Below are 22,479 nucleotides of genomic sequence, written 5' to 3'. Positions count from 1 at the left end.
GGCGGATGTCCGCCGCGGCCCTCGGTCGTGCCCGGGCCCGGCGGGACCCCTCCCGGCGGGGCGGGCGCAGCATGGGGGCGGCACCCCGGCGGGGTGCGGGGAGAGGGGACCGAACGTGGACGTCACAGCTGACCACCCCCGGGACCGCGGGCCGGCCCCGGACCCGCTGGCCGTCGGGCTGGCCAACGCCTCCCTGCTGGGCGTCGGGTACCTGCTGCTGGGCAGGCGGCGGCTGGCGGTCGGCGGCACCGTGGTCACCGTTCTCCTCTTCGTGCTGCTCACCACGGCGCTGTCGGCGACCTGGGGGCAGCTGCTCGTGCTCGGCTGGTGGCTGGCGCTGGTCGGGCACGGCTGGCGCCTGGCGCGCACCCGGCGGGCCCGCGAGCACGTCCCGGCGGCGCCCGGTTCGGTGGCGAACGGCCCGGCGGCGGCCGGTGCGGCAGGTGACGGTTCGGTGGGGGCCGGCCCGGCGGCGGTCGGTTCGGTGGGGGACGAGCCGGCGGGGGACGGTTCGACGGCGCCCGGTTCGGTCGGGGCCGGCGCGGGAGCGCCGGGGCGCGGGCGGCTGGCCGGGGTGGGCTGGCAGCGGGGGCTGGCGCTGGGCGTCGCGGGGCCCGTCGTGCTCTCCTTCCTGGCGCTCTGGCTGAACGCCGGCTCGATCGACGAGCGGGCGACGCGGGCGCACCGGGACGGCGACTGCGCCGCCGCCCTGGCGGCCTGGGACGGGCTCTGGTTCGGCCACCGGCTGGCCGACGCGGCGCGGCTGGCCGGGGCCGACGAGCAGGCCGCGGCGTGCGAGCTGCTGCTGGCCGCCGAGGCGCAGGCACGGCCGGCGGACGAGGCCGGCCGGCTGCGGGCGGCCGAGACGCTCGTCGCGTACGCGGCGCACCCGGGCGCGCGCTGGGCGGGCGCGGACGACCGGCGGGCCGAGTTGTTCCTGGCCCAGGCGACGGCGGATCTCGACGCCGGCCTGACCGGCGACGCCGGGGCGCTGGCCGACGGCTTCGACCGGCTGGCGGTGGTGCGGGAGGAGTTCGCCGACCGGAGGGCGGAGGCGGACGAGGTGGTGGCCGGCTTCCTCGACGGGCTGCCGACCGGGGACGCCTGCGTCACCCAGCGGATCACCGACTGGCTCGCCGGCCGGTCGGCCGACGACGCGGGGCTGGCCCTGGCGGTCGCGGTCGTTCCCGAGGTCGCCCCGGCCGCGCTGGTCGGGTGCGGCGACGCCCTGCTGACCAGCGAGGACTGGGCCGGGGCCGAGGAACGGTACGAGCGGCTGCTCGCCGAGTACCCGGACCACGAGCTGACCGGCCAGGCCGAGGACGGCGTGGAACGGGCGGCGACGGAGATCGAGTTGGCGCGGGTGCGCGAGCTGCTCGCCGACTCGGGGGGCGCCCCGGAGTACTGCGACAGCCCGGCGCCGTACCGGGGGGCGGCCCCCTACCGGGGCGCCGGGCCGCACCCGGCGCTGCTGTTCGGCGGCGGGGGCGGCGACGGCGAGGTGGACACCGACCACTCGGGCGACCTGCCCGGCTCCTGGCTGACGGACGACCCGGCCGAGGCGGTGCTGGTGGTCTGCGCCGGCGAGGTCACCATGGGCGACACGGTCGCCACCTGCCAGTACGAGGCCGACGTGCCGTTCGGCTACGCGGACGTGGCCTTCCGGGCCCAGGAGGTGCCGATCCGGGCCTACGAGCTGCGGACCGGGGAGTTGGTCTCCGACACCAGCCTGCGGATCGACGGGGCCAGCTGCCCCGACGTGCTGACCTACGAGACCTACCTCGACGTCGACATCCCGCCGTCCGAGGTGTACGTCGAGTCGTCCGAGGCCGATGTCCGCGCCGCCTACCAGCCGCTGCTCAACCCGTGAGCGGGGCGGCCGGCGGGCGGCGCGGGGCGGGCCGGGGCGTCAGCCGACGCTGACGGACTCGATCACCACGTCCTCGACCGGCCGGTCGCCCGGGCCGGTCTCGGTGCCGGCGATGGTGTCCACCACGGCCTGGCTGTCCGGGTCGGTGACCTCGCCGAAGATGGTGTGCAGGTCGTTCAGGTGCTCGGTCGGACCGACGGTGATGAAGAACTGCGAACCGTTGGTGGCCGGGCCCGAGTTGGCCATGGCCAGCTGGTAGGGCTCGGCGAAGCCGCGGCCCGACTCGAACTCGTCGGGGAACTGGTAGCCGGGGCCGCCGGTGCCGTTCCCGGCCGGGTCGCCGCCCTGGATCATGAAGCCGTCGATCACCCGGTGGAAGATGGTGCCGTCGTAGAGCGGCTCGTCACCCTCCTGCCCGACCCAGGGCAGCGAACCGTCGGCCAGGCCGACGAAGTTGGTGACGGTGAGCGGGGCGTCCTCGGGGAAGAGGGTGACCTCGATGTCGCCGGCGCTGGTGTGCAGCGTCGCGCTGGTCACGTCGGTCGGCTCGACGCTGGCCGGGCCGACCGCCTCGTCCTGCCCGTCGTTCTCGGCCGGCTGCGAGGCGTCGGCCGAGTCGCCGGAGTCGTCGGAGTCGGCGTCGCCCTTGGCGGCGCCGGACTGCCGGCCGCGGTCCCTGTCGTCGTCCCCGTCGTCGGAACCGCAGGCGGTCAGCAGTCCGAAGCAGAGCAACGCCGTGGGCAGTGCCGTGGCCAGGCGCCGTGAAGAGCGGGTCATCTGCCGTGCCTTCCAGTCTGGGGGGACAACACCGGGGTTCATCATGCCCCACACCCGCCCCAACCACCCCGGCCGGTCGGCGGCGGACCGGCCCGACCAACCGCGACACCACCCACCGAAATGTCATCGACACCGAGAGTGATCACGGTTGCTAGCCTGGGGCCCCGCCCGGGTGGCGTCGCCCGGGCCCTCGCTCCGGGGACCGTACCGATGAACGCACTCGCCCTGGGTCCGCACTGGCTGGACCCGGAACACCTCATCCAGGCCTTCGGCCTGGCCGGCCTCCTGCTGGTCGTCTTCGCCGAGTCGGGCCTGCTGGTCGGCTTCTTCCTGCCGGGGGACTCGCTGCTGTTCACCACGGGGCTGCTGGTGGCCGCCGGCGAGTACCTGCACCAACCGCTCTGGCTGGTCTGCCTGCTGATCGTGCTGGCCGCGGTCCTGGGCGACCAGGTCGGCTACCTCACCGGCCGCCGGGTGGGCCCGGCGCTCTTCCGCCGGCCGGACGCGCGGCTGTTCAAGCGGCAGCACGTGGCCAGGGCGCACGTCTTCTTCGAGCGGCACGGCCCCAAGTCGCTGGTGCTGGCCCGCTTCGTGCCGGTGGTGCGGACGTTCACGCCGATCGTCGCCGGGGTGAGCGGGATGGCCTACCGGCCCTTCGTGCTCTTCAACGTGCTGGGCGGGGTGCTCTGGGGCGCGGGGGTGACGCTGCTGGGAGCGGCGCTCGGCGGGGTGGCCTTCGTCCACGAGCACATCGAGGCGATGCTGATCGGCATCGTGCTGCTCTCGGTGCTGCCGGTGCTGGTGGAGTTGCTACGCGCCCGGCGGACCCACCCGTTGGCGGCCGGGAGCGGCCCGGACGGGGCGGGGAGCGGGGCGGAGCCGGACGCGCCCCCGACCGCCACGGGCCAGGGGCAGCACGTCTGAACCTCCCGGAGCGCTGGACGGCCGCGAAAAGCTACCGGGGGCGCCGGGCGGGCGCGGGCCCCGCCACGCCGGGGGCCGGCGTCAGTTCTGCGGGGTGGTGGACGACCTGGGCTCGTCCACCGGGCGGGCGCTGGTCACGTCGCCGGGGGCGGCCTGGATCGTGCGGGGCGCCGGGGCCGGCGCCTCCTCGGTCTTGGCGGTGGCGGAGGCCTGGCCGCTCTCCGACTTCATCGCGCTGGTCTCGCTCTTGAGGATGCGCGCCGACTTGCCGAGCGACCTCGCCAGGTCCGGCAGGCGCTTGGCGCCGAAAACCAGCAACACGATGACGAGCAGGAGCAGCAGCTCCCTGAGTCCGATCTGGCCCATGGTCCAACCTCCGAGGACGATTCAGCAGGTACCGCACCTTCCGCCACGGTAGCGCGCTGGCGGTCAGGAGAACAGAAGCCCCGGGCTCCAATCCGCCCGCCCCGCCGCACCGGGATCCCAGCGGACCACGACGGGGCGGCGGACGGAACCCCGGGCACCGACCAGCGGTCAGACGTTCACCCCGAAGTCGCTCGCGATTCCCGCGAGCCCGGAGGCGTAGCCCTGGCCGACGGCACGGAACTTCCACTCGGTGCCCCGGCGGTACAGCTCGCCGAAGATCATCGCGGTCTCGGTGGCCGCGTCCTCGCTGAGGTCGTAACGGGCGATCTCGACCCCGTCGGCCTGGTTGACCACCCGGATGAAGGCGTTCTGCACCTGGCCGAAGCTCTGCCGGCGGGCGTCCGCGTCGTGGATGGAGACCGGGAAGGCGATCTTCGCGACCTCGGCGGGCACCGCGGCGAGGTTGACCTTGATCGACTCGTCGTCGCCGTCGCCCTCACCGGTCAGGTTGTCGCCGGTGTGCTCCACCGAACCGTCCGGGCTGGTGAGGTTGTTGTAGAAGACGAAGTGACCGTCCGAGACGACCTTGCCGCTCTCCGTGCACAACAGGGCGCTGGCGTCGAGGTCGTAGTCGGTACCTGTGGTCGTGCGCACGTCCCACCCCAGACCGATGACGACGGCGGTCAGCCCCGGCGCCTCCTTGGTCAGTGAGACATTGCCTCCTTTGGAAAGGGAAACTCCCACGTTCTCCTCCTGAACTAGCTGTTCTGCCCCCGCCCCGGCGCACCGTGGGCGCTGCCGAAAATCTACAACACTGTAGAAGATCGACGGTGGCCCTCACCCGGGCATACCCGGGCGGCACCGGGCTGATCCCCGCCGGCGGCGGGGAGTTGGCCGCGGCAGCCGCCGGGGAATCGGCGCCGGCGGCCGGGCCGCCGGGCGCGATGCCCGACGGCCCGGCCCGGCGAGACCGGCACGACGGCGTCAGGAGACCGTCGCCCCGGCGAGACCGCCCTGAGGACGGACCTCAGAGGTCGAACTCCGCAGGCGGCAGCTCCAGGGTGTGGCACGCCTCGCGGACGACCGCGCGCTCCTGCTCGTCGAAGGAGCCGTCGGCGCCGCCGATCACGATGCCGATCTGGATGACCGCGCGCGCCTCGGCCGGCTTCTTCCGCGCCTTGGCGACGTCCTGGAGGAGGCTGATCCGACCCATGTCGTAGTCGCTGATCAGCTGGTTGACGTAGTCGTTGAACCGGCGCTGGAGATCGTCCGAGGGGAAGTTCTGCAGCACCTCGTTGCTGGCGATCAGCTGGGCGACCCGCTGCCGCTCGGCCGGGTCGACGGAGCCGTCGGCCGCCGCCACCAGGGCGCACATCGCCATGCTGGCGTCCCGGAAGGCGCCGCTCTTCAGGTCGTTCTTCTTCGCGTTGAGCTGCGTCTGCATGGTGGACGCCGACTCTTTGATGCGGTCCCACAGGGCCATAGACACTCCAAAGGTGATCTTCCGTACCTCTGGAGAACGTGGCAGCGGTGGGCCGCGTTCCGCTCCTTACGCCTTCCTGACGCCGGATCGGCCAGGATGACCGTCAGGACGCCCGCAACAGGGCGGCGTCCTCACGCCACTTGAGGATCTTGTCGAAGGTGACGACGGCTCCGCCGCTGCCCGGCTGGTTGCCGAATCTCACCCGGTCGGCCAGCGCCTCGATCAGCAACAGCCCCCGGCCCCCTGGCAGCATCTCGGCCACCTCCCCCGGGGGTGGCGCGGGCCGGGGCGCCGGCGACGCGACGGCCCCGGCCTCCGCGGGGAAGCCGGGGCCACAGTCCGTCACCTCGATCCGACACATATCGCCATAGATCGACGCGGTGACCCGATAGATCTCGGAGAGGCCACCGCCGTGCTGAACGGCGTTGGCGCAGGCTTCCGAGAGGGCTACGGACAGCTCGTGGGAGATGTCGCCGTCCACGCCCGCCGTGTCCATCGCGCCGAGCAGCAGCCGCCGGGCCAGCGGGACGCTGGCCGCCTCACGGCGCAGTTGCAGAGACCACCAGATGCTCATGCTCCAGCCTCCTGGCCACGCTCGACATATCCTTAGGTATTGCCTACCCACCCGTCCCGTAAGCGTGTGATTGACCCAACACACCCCATTCGGCGGATGTCCAGCCGAAGGTTGGCCGATATGGCGGCCCCCCGGATCGGGCGACGCGCGGGACTTCTGTACGAGTCGCCTCCCCTCCCGGTCGGCGGTCGACACCCGGTGAGATGATGGCGCAGCCATGCGTGCCGGAGCCGATCTGCGACTGCTGCGGGCCGCGGTGTTCGCCGCGGCCGGCACGACGCTGGCCGCCGCCGGGCACCTCGCGGGCGGCGGGCCCGCCGTCCCGCTCTGGGCCCTGGCCCTCGGCACCCTGCTGACCTGGGCCTTCGCCACGGCCCTCGCCGGCAGGGAGCGCCGCTCCTGGCCCGGCATCGCGCTGGCCCTGGCCCTCGCCCAGCTGCTGCTGCACCTGCTCTTCTGCCTCGCCCAGCATCTCCGGCCGGCCGGCTCGGCCGCGGCCGCCGGCGGCGGCTCGGACATCACCGAGCTGGCCGCCCGGCTGCTCTGCGGCGCGCACGGCCCGCTCTCCGTGGAGCGCGCGACCGAGCTGCTGCACGACGCCGGGCTGTCCCCGCACCCCGCCGGGCACCACCCGGCGGGCGCGGGCGTCGCGCACGCCGGCGGGCTCGGCGACGCGCTGCGCGAGGGGCTCGCCTCGCTGGCGGCCTGGCCGATGCTGCTCGGTCACCTGCTGGCCGCGCTGGCCGCCGGCTGGCTGCTGCGGCAGGGCGAGGCCGCGCTCTGGCAGGTCGTCCGGCTCGCCACGGCCCGCCCGTCCGGGCCGCTCGGCCGGCTGCTGCTGGCCGCGCTGCGCCGGTTGGTGCGGCTGCCCGCGCTGGCCCGGCTGGCCCCGGTGGCCGCCCCCCGCCCGGCGCGCACCCGGTGCCACCCGACGCCGGCCACCCGCGGCACGGTGCTGCCCGACGCGGTGATCCGGCGCGGCCCGCCCGCCGCGCCGGCCGACCCGTTCGCCCTCGCGGCCTGACGCGCTCCACCCTCAGGGGAGGCGCGTCGCCCGGCCGCGCCGCGTTTCCCCCGACTTCGGGCCCCGATGGGCCCACGTGGGACGCGCCCGCACACGGCGCGCGCCCCACGCCCGACCGTGGAGTGAAGAAGCATGAACCGTGTCCGCAAGGGTGTCTCCGCCGCCGCCGTGGCCGCCGGCGCCGTCGCCCTGCTCGCCCTGGCCACCCCGGCCCAGGCGCATGTGAGCATCGACCCGGCCGAGGCCGAGGCCGGCGGCTACCAGGTGCTCAACATCAAGGTGCCCAACGAGCGGGACAACGCCTCGACCGTCGAGCTGGAGCTGCACCTCGACACCGAGCACCCGATGACGTCGGTGATGCCGCAGCCGGTCCCCGGCTGGGAGATCGACGTGCAGACCATCGAGCTGGACGAGCCGGTCGAGGTGCACGGCGGTGAGGTCACCGAGGTGCCCAGCGTGATCACCTGGAGCGGTGGCGAGATCACCCCCGGCACCTTCCAGCAGTTCCCGCTCTCCGTCGGCCCCCTGCCGGAGGGCGTCGACCAGCTGTTCTTCAAGGCGCTCCAGACCTACGACAACGACGAGGTCGTGCGCTGGATCGAGGAGCCGGCCGAGGGCGGGGAGGAGCCGGCCGAGCCGGCCGCCGTGCTCCGCCTGACGCCGGGCGGCGACGACGCGCACGGCCACGGGCACGGCGACCAGGCCGCGGCCGACACCGCGGACGCCCAGGAGAACGAGCAGGCCGCGGCGGCCGACGACGACGGGAACGGGGCCGACACCACGGCCCGGGTGCTCGGCGGCGTGGGCATCGCGGTCGGCGTGGCCGGCGTGGTCTTCGGCGTGCTGGCCAACCGGCGCCGCGACACCGCCTGAGCCAGGCCCCGCGCCGCGCGGGTGGGGCGGGTACGCCCGCCCCACCCCCGGCCCACCACCCGGTCCCAACCCCACCCACCGCACCCACGCACCCGAAAGCACAGCGACACATGCGTACACGCACCATCCGCACCGGCCTGCTCTGCGCCGCGCTCGCGCTCACCCTGGCGGCCTGCGGCAGCGACGACGGCTCCACCGACGACACCGGCGAGTCCCCGGCGGCCGAGGTCTCCGGCGCCCAGGCCGAGGACGAGGGCACCGTGCTGGACACCCCGTTCGCCAAGCCCGAGCTGGTCCTCACCGACACCGAGGGCCAGCCCTACGACCTGGTCGCGGAGACGGCCGGCCACCCGACGCTGCTCTACTTCGGCTACACCAACTGCCCCGACATCTGCCCGCTGACCATGAGCAACATCGCCGTGGCGGCCACCACCCTCACCCCCGAGCAGCGTGCCGAGCTGCGGGTCGTCTTCGTCACCACCGACCCGGAGCGGGACACCCCCGAGTCGCTCGGCCCGTGGCTGGCCGCCCAGGACCCGGAGTTCATCGGCCTGACCGGCGACTTCGCCGACATCGAGGCGGCGGCCCGGACGCTCGGCGTCGCCATCGAGCCGTCCTACGAGGACGACAACGGCGACATCGTCTCCACCCACGGCACCCAGGTGCTGGCGTTCCTGCCGACCGACGACCAGGCGCACGTCATCTACACCGAGGGCGTCACGGCCGAGACCTTCGAGCGGGACCTGCCGCTGCTGATCGACGGGGAGTTGCCGTGACCCGGCCCCGCCGGGCCCGCCGGGCCGGGCTGCCGGCGCTCGCCCTGGCCGCGGCGACCGCCCTGCTGGCCACCGGCTGCGGCGGCGCCGACGAGGCGGCGGCCGACGGCCCGGACGCGGGCGGCGCCCCGGAGCTGAGCGTCACCGACGCCTACCTGCCGGAGCCGGTCAACCCGGAGGTGGCGGGCGGCTTCCTCACCGTGCACAACGCGGGCGACGCCGACGACACGCTGCTCTCGGCCAGCAGCGAGCTGGCCGGCACCGTGGAGATCCACCAGACCGTGGACAACGCCATGCGGCGGGTGGACGGGCTGCCCGTGCCGGCCGGCGGTGAGCTGCTCCTGGAACGGGGCGGCGCCCACCTGATGTTCCTCGACCTGACCGAGGCGCCCGTGGAGGGCGACACCGTCTCGGTGGAGCTGCGCTTCGAGGTCTCGGAGCCGCTCACCGTCGAGGTGCCGGTGGCCTCCGCCACCCACACCGGCGCCGACCACGACCACGGGGGTGACCACTCGTCATGATCGCCGCCGTCTCCCGTCCCCTGGGCGGACTGCTGCTGACCGTCGGGCTGGCCGTCGGCGCGCTGGCCGCGCTGCTGCTGGGCGCCACCCCGGCCGCCGCGCACGCCACCCTCACCGGCACCAGCCCCGGGGACGGCGAGGTGGTGGCCGAGGCCCCGGCCGAGGTCGTGCTGACCTTCTCCGAACAGGTCTCCGTCTCGGACGACGGCATCCGGGTGCTCGCCCCGGACGGCGAGCGGGTCGACACCGGGGGCGTCTCGGCCCGGGCCGGCGGCGGCGAACAGGGCGTCACCGTCCGGCCCGACCTGGCCGACGGCACCTACACCGTGGCCTGGCAGGCCATCTCCAACGACAGCCACCCGATCGCGGGCGCCTTCACCTTCTCGGTGGGGGCACCCTCGGAGACCAGCGTCACGCTGGCGACCGGCGGCCCGGACGACGGCGCCGTCGGGCTGCTCTACGACGGGCTGCGCTACGCCGCCTACGCCGGCTTCCTGCTGCTGGTCGGGCCCGCGTTCTTCGCACTGGTCTGCTGGCCGGGGGCGGCGGGCCGCCACGCCGTGGTGCGGCTGACCCTCGCCGGCTGGCTCACGCTGGTCGGCACCACGGCGGCGCTGCTCCTGGTGCGGGTGCCCTACACGACCACCGGCCGGCTGTCCGACGCCCTCGACCTGGACGGACTCGCCCAGGTGGTGGACTCCCGGGCCGGCACGGCGCTGCTCAGCCGGCTGGTGCTGCTCTCCGCCGCCGCGTTCCTGGTCGCGCTGCTGCACGGGCGGTACGCCAGGGCGGTGGCGGCCGGCGCGCCCCAGCCGGTCCGGGACCTGCGCTTCGGCCTGGGCCTGGCCGGCGGCGCGCTGGCCCTGGGACTGGCCGCCACCTGGGCGCTGGCCGAGCACGCGGCCACCGGGCCGCAGACGGCGGTGGCCATCCCGGCCGACATCGTCCACCTGCTGGCGATGGCCTGTTGGCTGGGCGGCCTGGCCACGTTGGTCGCGCTGGCCCGCGCCCCCGAGGCGGAGCTGCCGCCGGTGGCCGCGGTGCGCCGGTTCTCGACGGTGGCCCTGACCTCGGTGGCGGCGCTGGCGGCCACCGGGCTCTACCAGAGCTGGCGGCAGGTCGGCACGCTCACGGCGTTGACCGGCACGGAGTACGGGCGACTGCTGATCGCCAAGCTGCTGCTGGTGGGCCTGCTGCTGTGTGTCGCCGGCCTCTCCCGCCGCTGGACGGCGGCCCTCCCCGGCCCGGGGGCGGAGCCCCAGACCGGTGTGGGGGCCCACACCGAAGGCGGCGCCACGGCCGAGGTCGCGGCCACGCCCGCGGCGGGGAGCGATGCCCAGGCCGAAGCCAGGAGCGAGCCCGCGACCGGCTCCCGAGCAGGGACCGATGCCGGGGTTGACGCCAGGGCTGAGGCCGATGTCGAGGCCGAAAGCCGCGCCACGGCCGAGGTCGCGGCCCCGCCTGCGGCGGACCGGCGCGACCAGCCGGCGGTCCCGGCCCCGGCCGGGACCCGTGCCGAACGGGAAACGGAGGGCCCGGCGGGGACCGGCCTCCGGGCCGGGGCCGCTCGCACCGGCGGAGCCGGGGGCGTCGATCCCGTGCGGGCGCGGCAGCTGGCGCGGCAGCGCCGCGCCGCGGAGGCCGTGCGGCGGCGCCGCGCCGAGCACCCCGCGCGCGCCGGCCTGCGCCGCGCCCTGCTGCTGGAGACGGCCGTCGCCGTCGCCGTGCTGGCCGTCACCACGGCGCTGACCGGCACCCCGCCGGCCCGCACCGAGGCCGAGGCCGCGCCGGCGGCCGACGCCGCCGTCGCCTCGGCGACCGTGTCCTACGACACGGGCGGCCCGGCCGGCGCCGGCACGGCGGCGCTGGAGCTGACGCCGGGCGCGGTCGGCGAGAACCGGCTGCACGTCTACCTGACCGGTCCCGACGGCGCGCCGCACCCGGCCGAGGAGGTCCGGATCAGCCTGACGCTGCCCGCCGAGGAGCTGGGACCGCTGCGCTTCGAGCCGGGGCCGGTGGACGTCGGGCACTGGACCGCCGTCGATGTCCAACTGCCGCGGCCCGGCGCGTGGGAGCTGGACCTGACCGTCCGTACCTCGGCGATCGACCAGGTCACCGAGACCACCACGCTCACCGTCCGCTGAACCTCCGGAGACCAGCACCGTGCCCCGCCACGCACCCCACCTGAACCACCCACCCCGTCGCATCCACGAGCGGAACCCGCACCACCATGACTGAGCACAGCATCTCCCGCCGCCGGCTGCTCGGCACCGCCACCGCGACCGGCGTCGCCGGGCTGGCCGCCGGCGCCGCCAGCGGGGCCATCGGCCACGCCGCCGCCTCCACGCCCGCGGGGCCCGCGCTGAACACGTTGGGCAGCGCCACGGTGCCGTTTCACGGCACGCGGCAGCCGGGGATCACCACGCCCCTCCAGTCCCGCGCCCATCTGGTCGCCTTCGACCTGGTCCCGGACGCGGGCCGGCGGGGCGCCGCCGCGCTGTTGCGGCGCTGGTCGACGCTGGCCGCCGAGCTGATGGCCGGCCGGCCGGACGAGGCCGGCACCGGGATCGCGGACGACGCCGGGCCGGCCTCGTTGACGGTGACCTTCGGGTTCGGGCACAGCTTCTTCGACGCCACCGGGCTGGTCGAGCGGCGCCCGGCGGCGCTGGCCCCGCTGCCGGCGTTCTCCAACGACGCGCTGGACGCGTCGCGTTCGGAGGGCGATCTGTGGGTGCAGGTCGGGGCGGACGATCCGTTGGTGGCGTTCGGCGCGCTGCGGGCGCTGCGGCGGGCCGCCGCCGGGACGGCGGACGTCAGGTGGCAGATGGCCGGCTTCAGCCGCAGCCCGGGCGCGACCGCCCGGCCGATGTCCGTCCGCAACCTGATGGGCCAGGTCGACGGCACCAACAACCCGAGCCCGGACGATCCCGACTTCGACGAGCGGATCTTCGTGCCGGCGGGCGGCGAGCCGGCGTGGATGGCGCACGGTTCCTACGCGGTGGTGCGCCGGATCCGGATGCTGTTGGACGACTGGGAGGAGCTGCCGGGCGAGGAGCGGGAGCGGGTGCTGGGCCGGCGCAGGTCCGACGGCGCCCCGCTGACCGGCGGCGACGAGACCACGCCGGTCGACCTGGCGGCGACCCACCCGGACGGCCAACCGGTGATCGCCGGCAACGCCCACGTGCGGGTGAGCGCGCCGGAGAGCAACGGCGGGGCGACGATGCTGCGGCGGTCCTTCTCCTACCACGACGGGGCGCTGGAGGACGGCGCGCCGGACGCCGGGCTGCTCTTCGTCTGCTGGCAGGCGGATCCGCTGCGGTCGTTCGTCACGGTGCAGCGCAAGCTGGACCGGGGGGACGCGCTGAGCACGTTCGTCCGGCACGAGTCCAGCGGCCTGTTCGCGGTGCCGGGAGGCGCGGCCGAGGGCGAGTACGTGGGCCAGGCCCTTCTCGAAAGCTGATGGTGCGCGACGGGGGACGGCCGAACGGGGCTACCGTGAGCGCCATGACTTCCGCGAGCCGCTACACCTATCTGGGTCCCGAGGGCACGTTCACCGAGGCCGCCCTGCGCACGCTGCCGGAGGCGGCGACCCGGACGCTGGTCCCGATGATCTCGGTGCCGGCGGCGCTGGACGCGGTGCGCGGCGGGGAGGCGGCGGCCTCGCTGGTGCCGATCGAGAACTCGGTGGAGGGCGGGGTCACCTCGACGGTGGACGAGCTGGCCACCGGGCAGCCGTTGATGATCTACCGCGAGGTGCTGCTGCCGATCGCGTTCGCCCTGTTGGTGCGGCCCGGCACCGAGTTGGCGGATGTCAAGACGGTGACCGGCCACCCGGTGGCGCAGCCGCAGGTGCGCGGCTGGCTGGGTCGGGAGCTGCCGGACGCGGTCTGGGAGTCGGCGGCGTCCAACGCGGACGGCGCCCGGCTGGTGCAGGAGGGCCGGTTCGACGCGGCCTTCGCCGGCGAGTTCGCGGCGGCGACCTACGGGCTGCACCCGCTGGTCACGGACATCCACGACGCCGACAACGCGACCACCAGGTTCGTGTTGGTGGGCCGGCCGGCCCGGCCGGCGGCGCCGACCGGCGCGGACAAGACGTCGGTGGTGCTGTGGCTGCACCAGGACCACCCGGGCGCGCTGCTGGACGTGCTCCAGGAGTTCGCGACCTGCGGGGTGAACCTGACCCGGATCGAGTCGCGGCCGACGGGGAAGGGCATCGGGCAGTACTGCTTCTCGGTGGACTGCGAGGGGCACGTGGCGGAGCGCCGGGTCGGCGAGGCGCTGATGGGGTTGCGGCGGCTCTGCTCGGACGTGCGTTATCTGGGTTCCTACCCGCGGGCCGACGGGGTGCGGCCGACGGTGGGGGCGGGGACCGCGGACGAGGACTTCCTGACGGCGGCCGACTGGCTGACGCGCTGCCTGGACGGGCGTCCCGAGCGGTCCTGAGTCGGCCGGCCGACGAGGCCGAAGGGCTGGCCTGTGGATACTTCGGCGGGTTATCCACAGGCAGCCCTCGGTGGCTGTGTATAAGTCGATACGCGGGACGGCACACCGAAACCGACATGTCCCACATAGCCGGATACCTCACCCCAAGATGCTCATGGCGCGATAGAACGCCTTTCGTCACCTGAATCGCCCCGAATAACCCTTGAGAGCGAGTGAGTTTCCCAGAGATTCTCGTGGATTCCCTCGGAAGTGCGAATGACCGGGGTTTGCGTGGGGCATTATCCGGCCCGCACCTGATGGGCCGAAACGCACCACCCCGTTCATCCACAGCCCGCCGCCACAGCCTGTGGATAACTTGGGGAAGCCTGGGGAGAACGCGGATCGACTTTCCGGGCATAACCGGTGAAATGCGACGGGGGCTTTTCCCGTTTCGACGGCCGATGGGCGCCCGGTAGCCTGTCGCTGTGATTGACCTTCGACTGCTCCGCGAGAACCCGGACCTGGTGCGCGCCTCGCAGCGCGCCCGTGGTGAAGACGTCGACCTGGTGGACCGCCTGCTGTCCGCCGACGAACGGCGCAGGTCCTCCGGGGCGCGCTTCGACGAGCTGCGCGCCGAGCAGAAGCGGCTGGGCAAGCAGATCCCGCGCGCCGAAGGCGAGGAGAAGGCCGCGCTGCTGGCCCGCGCCGGCGAGCTGTCCGCCGAGGTCAAGGGCGCCGACACGGCCCGCGACGAGGCGGCGGCCGAGGCGGAGGCGCTGGCGCTCCAGCTCTCCAACGTGGTCCACCCCGACGTCCCGGTGGGCGGCGAGGACGACTTCACGGTGCGCGAGACCGTCGGCGAGATCCGGGACTTCGCCGCCGAGGGCTTCACCCCCAGGGACCACCTGGACCTCGGCCAGGCGCTGGGCGCCATCGACACCGAGCGCGCCGCCAAGGTCTCCGGCTCGCGCTTCGCCTACCTGCGGGGCCAGGGCGCGCTGCTGGAGCTGGCCCTGGTGAACGCGGCGGTCGCGCAGGCCACCGCCGCCGGCTTCGTGCCGATGGTGACGCCGTCGCTGGTGCGGCCCCGCGCGATGGCGGGCACCGGCTTCCTCGGCCAGGCCGCGAGCGACGTCTACCACCTGGAGCAGGACGACTTCTTCCTGGTCGGCACCTCCGAGGTGCCGCTCGCCGCCTACCACCTGGACGAGATCATCGAGGCCGACCAGCTGCCGCTGCGGTACGCCGGGATCTCGCCCTGCTACCGGCGCGAGGCCGGCTCCTACGGCAAGGACACCAAGGGCATCTTCCGGGTGCACCAGTTCACCAAGGTGGAGATGTTCTCCTTCGTCGCGCCGGAGGAGGCCGAGGCCGAGTTGGAGCGGCTGCTCGCCTGGGAGAAGCAGTGGCTCACCTCGCTCGAACTGCCCTTCCGGGTGATCGACGTGGCCAGCGGGGACCTGGGCGCCTCGGCCAGCCGCAAGTACGACTGCGAGGCGTGGCTCCCCTCCCAGGGCCGGTACCGCGAGCTGACCTCCACCTCCAACTGCACCGAGTTCCAGGCCCGCCGGCTCCAGGTCAGGATGCGCGAGTCGGGCCGGACCCGGCCGCTGGCCACCCTCAACGGCACCCTCTGCGCCGTCTCCCGCACCATCGTGGCGCTGCTGGAGAACCACCAGCGGGCCGACGGCTCGGTGCGGGTCCCCGAGGCGCTGCGGCCGTTCCTCGGCGGGCGCGAGGCGCTTGAGCCGGTCGCCCCGTGAGCCAGCTCCAGCCGGAGCCGACGGCGGCGGTCGGACCGACCGCCGCCGTTCCGCTGCCGGCCCAGGCGGGCGCGGCCGGCGGCTTCCCCTACCGGCTGATCGCGACCGACCTGGACGGCACCCTGCTCCAGCCGGACGAGACGATCTCCGGCCGCACCCGCGAGGCGCTGCGCGCCGCGATGGCGACCGGCGCCCAGCACATCGTGGTGACCGGCCGGGCGGTGCCCTGGACCCGGAGCATCCTGGACGACCTGGACTACCGCGGGCTGGCCGTCTGCGGTCAGGGCGCCCAGCTCTACCACGCGGGCGAGCACCGGCTGGTGACCTCGGTGACCCTGGACCGGGCGCTGGCCCGGGCCGTGGTGGCCCGGTTGGAGGAGGCGTTCGGCCCGCTCGGGGTCGCCGCGAACCGGGACGGACTGGACGGCCAGGTGGTGCTGGACGAGCGGTTCCAGGCGGCGCCGGGCAGCGGCTTCCGCACCGAGCTGGAGACGGCGGGGCAGTGGCGGTCCGGGGAGCGGGCCGCGCTCTTCGCCGAGCCGCTGATCAAGCTCTACCTGCGCCACCCCGATTGGGACGACGACACGTTCGCGGCGGCGGCGCTGGCCGAGGTCGGCGACGCGGTGGGGGTGACGGTCTCCGGCGAGGGGCTGGTCGAGGTGCTGCCGCTCGGCCTCAGCAAGGCCACCGGCCTGTCGCTGGCGGCGCGCCGCCTCGGGGTGCGGGCGGCGGAGACGATCGCCTTCGGCGACATGCCCAACGACCTGCCGATGTTCGGCTGGGCCCGGCACTCGGTGGCGATGGCCGGCGCCCACCCGGCGGTCCTGGCGGCGGCCGACGAGATCACCACGGGCAACCACGAGGACGGCATCGCCGTGGTGCTGGAACGGCTGCTGACGACCGGTCGCTGACCCGCGTCCGCGGGCCGACGCCGGGCGGTGCCCGTGGGCCGTCCCGACCCGTCGACCCGCGCCCCGGGGCGGACCCCGGCGCCGCCCCCCGGCGCGGGCCGCGAGGGAACCGCTCCGGTGCGGGCCCCGTCGAACCGGCAGTAATGGAGACGTGCGCAACGCCGGGGGGCCGGGTGAAGATCGTCTTTCTGCTCAACAACGCCTACGGCATCGGGGGCACCATCCGCTCGGTGGCCAGCCTCAGCGGCGCCCTGGCCGAGCGGCACCAGGTGCGGATCGCCAGCCTCTACCGCTCCAGGACCAGCCCCAGCCTGCGGTTCGACCCCCGGGTGGCGATCACCCCGCTGATCGACCTGCGCCCCGGCGCGGCCGACGCCGCCGGCCAGGGCCCGGAGCCGGCCGACCCCAGCCGGGTCTTCGCCGCACACCCGATGAACCACGGCCAGGTGGCGCCCAGCGCGCTCAGCGACGAGCGGCTGGCGGACTTCCTCGCCGGGGTGGACGCCGACGTGGTGGTCGCCACCCGCCCGGTGCTCAACCTCTACCTGGCCAGGCTCGGGCGGCGCCACTACCTCAGGGTCGCCCAGGAGCACGTCGGCTACGAGGCCCGTGGCCGCCGGGCCAGGGCCGTCCAGCTGGCCGCCGCCCGGGAGTTGGACGCGCTGGTCTGCGTCTCCGCGGCGGACGCCGAGCGGTACGCGGCGGCGCTGGGCCCCGAAGGACCCGTGGTGACGCACGTGCCCAACTGCTCCCCCGCGCCGGACGTGCCGCCGGCGCGCGGCGACTCCCGGCTGATCGTGGCCGCCGGCCGGCTGGCCCCGGTGAAGCGCTACGACCGGCTGATCGACGCGTTCGCCCTGCTGGCGCCCGAGTTCCCCGACTGGCGGCTGCGGATCTACGGCCGGGGCGCGGAGCGGGACCGGCTGCGGCAGCGGATCGGCGACCTGGGACTGCACAACCGGGCCCGCCTGTTGGGGGCGGCCGCGCCGATCGAGACGGAGTGGGTCAAGGGGTCGGTCGCGGTGGTCTCGTCGGACGCCGAGTCGTTCGGTCTGACCATCGTGGAGGCCATGCGGTGTGGCCTGCCGGTGGTCGCCACCGACTGCCCGCACGGGCCGCGGGAGATCATCTCCCAGGGCGAGAACGGGCTGTTGTCCCCGCTGGCCGGCGGCAGCGAGGCGCTGGCCGGGGCGCTGCGCCCGCTGCTGGCCGACGTGGCGCTGCGCCGGCGGCTGGCCGCGCGGGGCCGGGCGACGGCCGCCGCCTACGACCCGCCGGTGATCGCCGAACGGTACGAGAAGCTGTTCCGGGAGTGGGCGCCGGACGCCTCGCAGGCCGGCCCCGTGCGGCCCGTCGGGGGGCGGGCCGGCCGGCTGGGCGGCCTGCTGCGGGTCTGGCGCCCCGCGGCCGCGCTCGGCGGCCGGCCGCACGGCTACGGCGAGAGCTGGGCGGACGGGGCGCTGCGGATCTCGCTGGACGGTGGGTCGCTGCCCAGGGGGGCGGCCCGGCTGGTGCTGCGGCGCCGGCACGACCCACGGGGGCGGGACGTCACGCTGCCGCTGCCGGCGGGCCGCGGCAGGCGCCGCGTCGAGCTGCTGTTGAGCCCGGCGGAGCTGGAACTGGCCGAGGGGCGCTGGGACTTCTTCGTCCGGCCGGGCGCCGGCGGCCGGCTGCTGCGGGTCGCCGCCGACCAGGTGCGGCAGGCGGCGCTGCTCGGCGCGGCGCCCCGGGTGGACGAGCGAGGGGTGGGCGCGTGGATTCCCTACCGCACCAAGGAGGGCAACCTCACGCTGCGCACCTGGCTTCGGCCGGCGCACGCGGAGGTCGGCGAGGTGCGGCTGGCGAGGACCGCGTTCGAGGTGTCGGCGCTGCCGGCGGGGCCGGGGGTCGGGCCGAACACGGCGTGGACGGCGCACGCCGAGGGCGTGGGGGAGCAGCCGGGGGCGGAGTTCGCCGTGGGCTGCCGGCCGGACGGCGCGGACGGCCGGGTCCTGCTGACCATCCCGCACGCGGCGGCGACCGCCGCCCGTCCGGGGGCGCGGGGCGACTGGCGGCTGACGCTGCGCGCCCCGGACGGCACCCGGGCGGTGCTGGCCAGGATCGGCGGCGACGGCGTTGACCGGCGCACCACCGACGTCTTCCCGCCGGTCGACCTGCCGGGGGCGCCGGCGGCGCGCCTGCGGCTCCGCTTCACCGGCGCCCACGACCTGGCGTTGACCAGTACCGACCAGCCGGACTGACCGCCTGGAGCACCACCGGCCCCGGCGTGCTGCTGCCGGACCGGCTCCGGCCCGGGGCACCCGCCAGCACCTGTCCGAACGGCCTCGCCCGGGAGGTCTGACCCCGGGCGGTCCGCTCGGCGGAGTCCCGGAGGGCGCCCGGCGACACGGCGACGCCCTGGCCGGCGACGATACGCCCGCCGGGCCGGCGCGGCGCCGCTCCGGGCCGGCGGCCCGGAGCGGCAGGGGGCGCCTCAGCCGTCGCCGGTCACGGTGAGCGCGGTGAGCCGGCGGATCGCGTACCAGGTGCCCAGCACGGTGGCCGAGACCAGCAGGACCAGCGCGAGCGGCAGCGCCACGTCGGAGGTGACGCCGGCGCCCGACTCGGCTATCCCCTCGGCCAGCGACAGCGACCACTGCTGGACGCTGAGCGTGCGCACGCCGGGCAGCACGTTGCCCAGCAGGGCCTCCCAGACCAGCGCGTAGATCAGGCCGATGACCACGGCGTTCCGCGAGATGGTGCCCAGCAGCAGGAAGAGCGCGCCGTAGGCCACCGCGGCGGCCCCGGCGGCGACCGTGTAGCCGGAGGCGATGCCCAGGCCGTTGCCGTTCAGGATCAGGCCGGCGACCAGGATCGGGGCCGTGGTGAAGGCGATGGTGACCGACACGGCGACGATCAGCTTGGTGAGGATGATGGTGCGCCGCGGCAGCGGCTTGGCGAGCAGGTAGACGATCGAGCCGTCGTCGATCTCCGGCGCGATGGCGCCCGTGCCGGCGACCACGCCGATCAGCGGGACCATCGCGGCGAGGGCGAAGCCCCCGAGGATGTCGACCGCGGCCGCGTCGTCGGAGCCACTGAGCACGCGGACGGCCACCGAGATGGCGAGCAGCAGCGCGGGCAGGGCGATCAGGATCAGCACCCGGCGACGGCCGAGCAGGGCCCGGTAGGTGAGCCGGGCGACGGTGTGGTTGTACATCGCGGTGAGGCTCCTTAACGGCGGTACGCCGACTCGATGGCGGTACGCCGACGGCGGGCCACGCGCGCGGTCGCGGCCATGGCTTCTGCGGGGCGGGCGAGTGGGCGCATCGTCACGTCCCCACCAGGTAGGAGAAGACGTTCTCCAGGGACTCGTCGGCGGGGGCGACCGTCAGCAGCCGGATGTCGCGCGCCCTGGCCAGGCCGGGCAGCTGCTCGGTGAAGCGCTGGAAGTCGACCGCCTCGACCCGCAGCGCGTCCTCCGTGAGGTCCACCTCGATGCCGGTGGTGGAGGCGTCCGCGATCAGCGCGGCGGCCAGCGCCCGGTTGTCGCTGGAGCGGATCAGGTAGCGGTGCGGCCGGTCCGTCATCAGGCGGCGGATCCGGCGGAAGTCGCCCGAGGCGGCGTGCCGGCCGGCGACGATCACCTCGATGTGGCTGGCGAGCTGCTCGACCTCCTCCAGGATGTGCGAGGAGAAGAGCACCGTGCGGCCCTCGTCGCCCATCTTGGCCAGCACGTCCATCAGTTGCAGCCGCTGCCTGGGGTCCATGCCGTTGAACGGCTCGTCCAGCAGCAGCACCGACGGGTCGTGCACCAGGGCGGAGGCCATCTTGACCCGCTGCCGCATGCCCTTGCTGTAGGTGTCGATGCGGCGGTCCGCGGCGTGCGTCATCTCGACCGTGGCCAGCGCCTCGGCCGTCGCGGCCGCCGGGTCGGCCAGGCCGTGCAGCTCGGCGTTGGCCAGCACGAACTCGCCGCCCGTGAGGTAGTCGTACATGCCCTCGCGCTCCGGCACCAGGCCGATCTCGCGGTAGCTCTCGGCGTTCCGCCAGATCGGCCGCTCGTCCAGGGTGACCGTGCCGGCGGACGGCGCCAGGAAGCCGCTCATCATGTTGATCAGGGTGGACTTGCCGGCGCCGTTCGGGCCGAGCAGCCCGGTGACGCCGGGGCCGATGGTCATGGTGACGTCGTTGACCGCGACCACGTTCCCGAACCAGCGGGAGGTGTTGGTGATGTGCAGAGTGGTCACAGCCCGGCCTTTCGGTAGCGGCGTCCCAGCAGCAGGTAGCAGACGACGATCAGGGCGAGGCTGACCAGCAGCTGGGCCGTGCCCGCCGCGGTGGTGGCCGGCTCGAGACCGGGGTAGCCCGACTCGCCGCCGAGGAACGCGGACTGGATGCCGTCGATCAGCGTGCCGGGCGAGAAGAGCCCCATCCAGCCGACCAGGCCGGCCTCGCCCGACTCCCAGGCGACGGCCTGGATGGCGGTCACCGCGAAGTAGGGGATGGTCAGCACGCCGATCACGGCGGCGACGCCGAAGCCACGGCGCGGGGTGAAGCTGGCCACCAGCAGCGCGATGGCCGCGTGCAGCAGCGCGAAGAGCACCGAGAGCAGCAGCCCCTGGCCGAAGCCCTTGCTCTGCTCGGCGAAGCCCAACTCGGCCAGCAGCCCGCCGACATAGGCGATCACCAGCGGCAGCGACACGAAGAGGAAGATCGCGACGCTCAGCGCGGCGAACTTCGACGCGACGTAGTCGGTGCGCTCGATGGGCCGGGAGAAGTACAGCGGGGTGACCTTGAACCGCAAGTCGAGCGAGACCATCTGGGGCGCCGCGAGCGCCACGTAGAGGCCCACGATGGGCTGCATGAACAGGGCGTAGCTGGTGTACTCGATGGGCAGCTCGTCGAGTCCGACGAAGGCGGCCACGGCCACCATCACCAGGGCCGGCGCCAGCATGATGCCGAGCAGCCCCATCGGCAGCACCTTGGAGCGGGCCGAGCGGCCCAGACCGAAGGAACCACGCAGCGAGTGCGTGAAGAGCGCGCGCCGCGCGTACGCGATGCCGAGCCGCTCACCGGTGTAGTTGCGGTAGCCGATGTTGTGGATGCGGGCGTCCGTGCCGCTGCTCATCGCGTGACCTCCACGCTGGTGCCGTCGCCTGCCTGGCCGCCGACGCCGGCCGGGGCGGCGGAGCGGAAGACCTCGGCGATCTCGTGTCGGCCGCGCTCCATCCGCACCAGCCCGAGGCCGAGGTCGTTGACCGCGTCCCGGACCGTGTCGTAGACGGTCTCGTCCGCTATCTCCAGCCGCAGCTGCCGGCCGGGCGCCGGCGTCGTCGCCACGCCGCGCTCGGCGAGCGCGGCGGCCAGCGCGGCGGCGCCGTCCGGATGGGTGTCGCTGTCGGTCACCTCGATGGCCAGCGAGGCGGTGGCCTCGACGAAGCTGGCCGTGGTCTGGGAGCGGAGCAGCGAGCCGCCGTCGATCACCACGATGTGGTCGCTGGTGCGCTCCAGCTCCCGCAGCAGGTGCGAGGTGACCAGGACCGAGATCCCGAACTCGCTGTGGATGCGGCGGATCAGGCCGAGCATCTCGTCCCGGCCCACCGGGTCGAGGCCGTTGGTCGGCTCGTCGAGCAGCACCAGCTTCGGGTCGTGGACCAGCGCCTGGGCCAGCTTGACCCGCTGCTTCATGCCCGTCGAGTACCCGCCCATCGGGCGGTAGCGCTCCTCGAAGAGCCCGACGTGCCGCAGCGTGTCCGCGGTGCGCTCGCGGGCCGCCGTCCGCGGCAGCCCGGACATGGCGGCCATGTGCACCACGAACTCGGTGGCGCTGACGTCGGGCGGCAGGCAGTCGTGCTCGGGCATGTAGCCCACCTGCGCGCGGATGGCGGCGCCGTCACGGGCCGAGTCGAGGCCGAGCACGCTGGCCGTGCCCTCGGTCGCCGGCGCCAACCCCAACAGGATCTTGATCAGGGTGGACTTCCCCGCGCCGTTCGCCCCGACCAGGCCGGTCACCCCGGCCCTGATATCGATGGTCAGGCCGTCCAAAGCGGTCACCCGGGGATACCGCTTGGTCAAGCCGTTGGTTTGAATCACACTCACCCGACCGACGGTAGCCGTGACGAACGTCTCGCGCGTCAGACTTCGGTAGCCATCTTCGGCGCCGGCCCCTAGGGGCCGGGTCAGGCCAAGGAGGTGTCGCGGATCCGACCAAGGGTG

21 protein-coding genes are annotated in these 22,479 nt (G+C 74.7%); 12 read left to right on the top strand and 9 right to left on the bottom strand.

The window, feature by feature from the left end; all coding sequences use genetic code 11:
• Positions 1-115 precede the first annotated feature (115 nt).
• Complete coding sequence (locus RM844_RS12825; protein WP_311667218.1) at positions 116-1,870, top strand: hypothetical protein; 1,755 nt, start codon at positions 116-118, stop codon at positions 1,868-1,870.
• Positions 1,871-1,909: 39 nt separating this feature from the next.
• Here RM844_RS12825 and RM844_RS12820 read toward each other — a convergent pair whose 3' ends face one another.
• Positions 1,910-2,407 carry a peptidylprolyl isomerase gene (locus tag RM844_RS12820; protein WP_311667280.1) on the bottom strand — a complete coding sequence of 166 codons (498 nt, stop codon included), beginning with the start codon at positions 2,405-2,407 and terminating at the stop codon, positions 1,910-1,912.
• Between the two features lie 450 nt (positions 2,408-2,857).
• On the opposite strand from RM844_RS12820, the gene RM844_RS12815 reads away from it, so the two are divergent.
• The gene (locus tag RM844_RS12815; RefSeq protein ID WP_311667217.1) at positions 2,858-3,571 is read left to right on the top strand and encodes a DedA family protein; all 714 of its coding nucleotides are present in this window, start codon (positions 2,858-2,860) and stop codon (positions 3,569-3,571) included.
• A gap of 81 nt (positions 3,572-3,652) precedes the next feature.
• Here the strand turns inward: RM844_RS12815 and tatA are convergent, their stop codons facing one another.
• From tatA to RM844_RS12795, 4 genes are all read right to left on the bottom strand, one after another.
• Positions 3,653-3,937 (bottom strand): Sec-independent protein translocase subunit TatA, encoded by a 285-nt coding sequence (gene tatA, locus RM844_RS12810; RefSeq protein WP_311667216.1) that lies wholly within the window; start codon positions 3,935-3,937, stop codon positions 3,653-3,655.
• Between the two features lie 168 nt (positions 3,938-4,105).
• Positions 4,106-4,681 carry a TerD family protein gene (locus tag RM844_RS12805; RefSeq protein ID WP_311667215.1) on the bottom strand — a complete coding sequence of 192 codons (576 nt, stop codon included), beginning with the start codon at positions 4,679-4,681 and terminating at the stop codon, positions 4,106-4,108.
• Between the two features lie 283 nt (positions 4,682-4,964).
• Complete coding sequence (locus RM844_RS12800) at positions 4,965-5,420, bottom strand: tellurite resistance TerB family protein (protein ID WP_311667214.1); 456 nt, start codon at positions 5,418-5,420, stop codon at positions 4,965-4,967.
• Positions 5,421-5,523: 103 nt separating this feature from the next.
• Positions 5,524-5,994, bottom strand: a complete 471-nt coding sequence (locus RM844_RS12795) for an ATP-binding protein (protein WP_311667213.1) — start codon at positions 5,992-5,994, stop codon at positions 5,524-5,526.
• A gap of 217 nt (positions 5,995-6,211) precedes the next feature.
• On the opposite strand from RM844_RS12795, the gene RM844_RS12790 reads away from it, so the two are divergent.
• The 10 genes from RM844_RS12790 (at position 6,212) to RM844_RS12745 (ending at position 18,524) form a co-directional block, all read left to right on the top strand.
• Positions 6,212-7,018, top strand: a complete 807-nt coding sequence (locus tag RM844_RS12790; RefSeq protein WP_311667212.1) for a hypothetical protein — start codon at positions 6,212-6,214, stop codon at positions 7,016-7,018.
• A 132-nt stretch (positions 7,019-7,150) separates the two neighbouring features.
• A complete protein-coding gene (locus RM844_RS12785) occupies positions 7,151-7,891 on the top strand; it encodes a YcnI family protein (RefSeq protein ID WP_311667211.1) in 741 nt (246 codons plus the stop codon).
• A gap of 110 nt (positions 7,892-8,001) precedes the next feature.
• Positions 8,002-8,667, top strand: a complete 666-nt coding sequence (locus RM844_RS12780) for an SCO family protein (RefSeq protein ID WP_311667210.1) — start codon at positions 8,002-8,004, stop codon at positions 8,665-8,667.
• Positions 8,664-9,188, top strand: coding sequence for a copper chaperone PCu(A)C (locus RM844_RS12775; RefSeq protein ID WP_311667209.1), 525 nt, complete (start codon positions 8,664-8,666; stop codon positions 9,186-9,188). Before RM844_RS12780 ends, RM844_RS12775 begins: the two co-directional genes overlap by 4 nt.
• Entirely contained in the window at positions 9,185-11,332 is a 2,148-nt protein-coding gene (locus RM844_RS12770) for a copper resistance CopC/CopD family protein (protein WP_311667208.1), read from the top strand. The genes RM844_RS12775 and RM844_RS12770 overlap by 4 nt, the downstream gene beginning before the upstream one ends.
• 86 nt (positions 11,333-11,418) lie before the next feature.
• Complete coding sequence (efeB, locus tag RM844_RS12765) at positions 11,419-12,648, top strand: iron uptake transporter deferrochelatase/peroxidase subunit (RefSeq protein WP_311667207.1); 1,230 nt, start codon at positions 11,419-11,421, stop codon at positions 12,646-12,648.
• Positions 12,649-12,692: 44 nt separating this feature from the next.
• Positions 12,693-13,631 (top strand): prephenate dehydratase, encoded by a 939-nt coding sequence (pheA, locus tag RM844_RS12760; RefSeq protein ID WP_311667206.1) that lies wholly within the window; start codon positions 12,693-12,695, stop codon positions 13,629-13,631.
• Positions 13,632-14,095: 464 nt separating this feature from the next.
• Entirely contained in the window at positions 14,096-15,373 is a 1,278-nt protein-coding gene (gene serS / locus RM844_RS12755) for a serine--tRNA ligase (protein WP_311667205.1), read from the top strand.
• Positions 15,374-15,426: 53 nt separating this feature from the next.
• Positions 15,427-16,284, top strand: a complete 858-nt coding sequence (locus tag RM844_RS12750) for an HAD family hydrolase (RefSeq protein ID WP_311667279.1) — start codon at positions 15,427-15,429, stop codon at positions 16,282-16,284.
• Between the two features lie 173 nt (positions 16,285-16,457).
• Entirely contained in the window at positions 16,458-18,524 is a 2,067-nt protein-coding gene (locus RM844_RS12745; protein WP_311667204.1) for a glycosyltransferase, read from the top strand.
• A gap of 233 nt (positions 18,525-18,757) precedes the next feature.
• Here the strand turns inward: RM844_RS12745 and RM844_RS12740 are convergent, their stop codons facing one another.
• From RM844_RS12740 to RM844_RS12725, 4 genes are all read right to left on the bottom strand, one after another.
• Positions 18,758-19,480, bottom strand: a complete 723-nt coding sequence (locus tag RM844_RS12740; protein WP_311667203.1) for an ABC transporter permease subunit — start codon at positions 19,478-19,480, stop codon at positions 18,758-18,760.
• 112 nt (positions 19,481-19,592) lie between these two features.
• Positions 19,593-20,510, bottom strand: coding sequence for an ABC transporter ATP-binding protein (locus RM844_RS12735; protein WP_311667202.1), 918 nt, complete (start codon positions 20,508-20,510; stop codon positions 19,593-19,595).
• Positions 20,507-21,391: an ABC transporter permease gene (locus RM844_RS12730; protein WP_311667201.1), complete on the bottom strand. Its 885-nt coding sequence runs from the start codon at positions 21,389-21,391 to the stop codon at positions 20,507-20,509. Before RM844_RS12730 ends, RM844_RS12735 begins: the two co-directional genes overlap by 4 nt.
• Positions 21,388-22,356, bottom strand: a complete 969-nt coding sequence (locus RM844_RS12725) for an ABC transporter ATP-binding protein (RefSeq protein ID WP_311667278.1) — start codon at positions 22,354-22,356, stop codon at positions 21,388-21,390. The genes RM844_RS12730 and RM844_RS12725 overlap by 4 nt, the downstream gene beginning before the upstream one ends.
• Between the last annotated feature and the right edge of the window lie 123 nt (positions 22,357-22,479).

Source organism: Streptomyces chisholmiae (assembly GCF_031845445.1).
GTDB classification, from domain to species: Bacteria; Actinomycetota; Actinomycetes; order Streptomycetales; family Streptomycetaceae; genus Streptomyces; species Streptomyces chisholmiae.
The sequence above is the reverse complement of the archived record's forward strand: the minus strand, read 5'-3'. Positions and strand labels throughout refer to the sequence as shown.

Coding starts and splice junctions, on each gene's coding strand:
- RM844_RS12815 (WP_311667217.1), top strand. CDS start 2,858: ATGAACGCACTCGCCCTGGGTCCGCACTGGCTGGACCCGGAACACCTC.
- tatA (WP_311667216.1), bottom strand. CDS start 3,937: ATGGGCCAGATCGGACTCAGGGAGCTGCTGCTCCTGCTCGTCATCGTG.
- RM844_RS12800 (WP_311667214.1), bottom strand. CDS start 5,420: ATGGCCCTGTGGGACCGCATCAAAGAGTCGGCGTCCACCATGCAGACG.
- RM844_RS12795 (WP_311667213.1), bottom strand. CDS start 5,994: ATGAGCATCTGGTGGTCTCTGCAACTGCGCCGTGAGGCGGCCAGCGTC.
- RM844_RS12790 (WP_311667212.1), top strand. CDS start 6,212: ATGCGTGCCGGAGCCGATCTGCGACTGCTGCGGGCCGCGGTGTTCGCC.
- RM844_RS12785 (WP_311667211.1), top strand. CDS start 7,151: ATGAACCGTGTCCGCAAGGGTGTCTCCGCCGCCGCCGTGGCCGCCGGC.
- RM844_RS12780 (WP_311667210.1), top strand. CDS start 8,002: ATGCGTACACGCACCATCCGCACCGGCCTGCTCTGCGCCGCGCTCGCG.
- RM844_RS12770 (WP_311667208.1), top strand. CDS start 9,185: ATGATCGCCGCCGTCTCCCGTCCCCTGGGCGGACTGCTGCTGACCGTC.
- efeB (WP_311667207.1), top strand. CDS start 11,419: ATGACTGAGCACAGCATCTCCCGCCGCCGGCTGCTCGGCACCGCCACC.
- pheA (WP_311667206.1), top strand. CDS start 12,693: ATGACTTCCGCGAGCCGCTACACCTATCTGGGTCCCGAGGGCACGTTC.
- RM844_RS12740 (WP_311667203.1), bottom strand. CDS start 19,480: ATGTACAACCACACCGTCGCCCGGCTCACCTACCGGGCCCTGCTCGGC.
- RM844_RS12730 (WP_311667201.1), bottom strand. CDS start 21,391: ATGAGCAGCGGCACGGACGCCCGCATCCACAACATCGGCTACCGCAAC.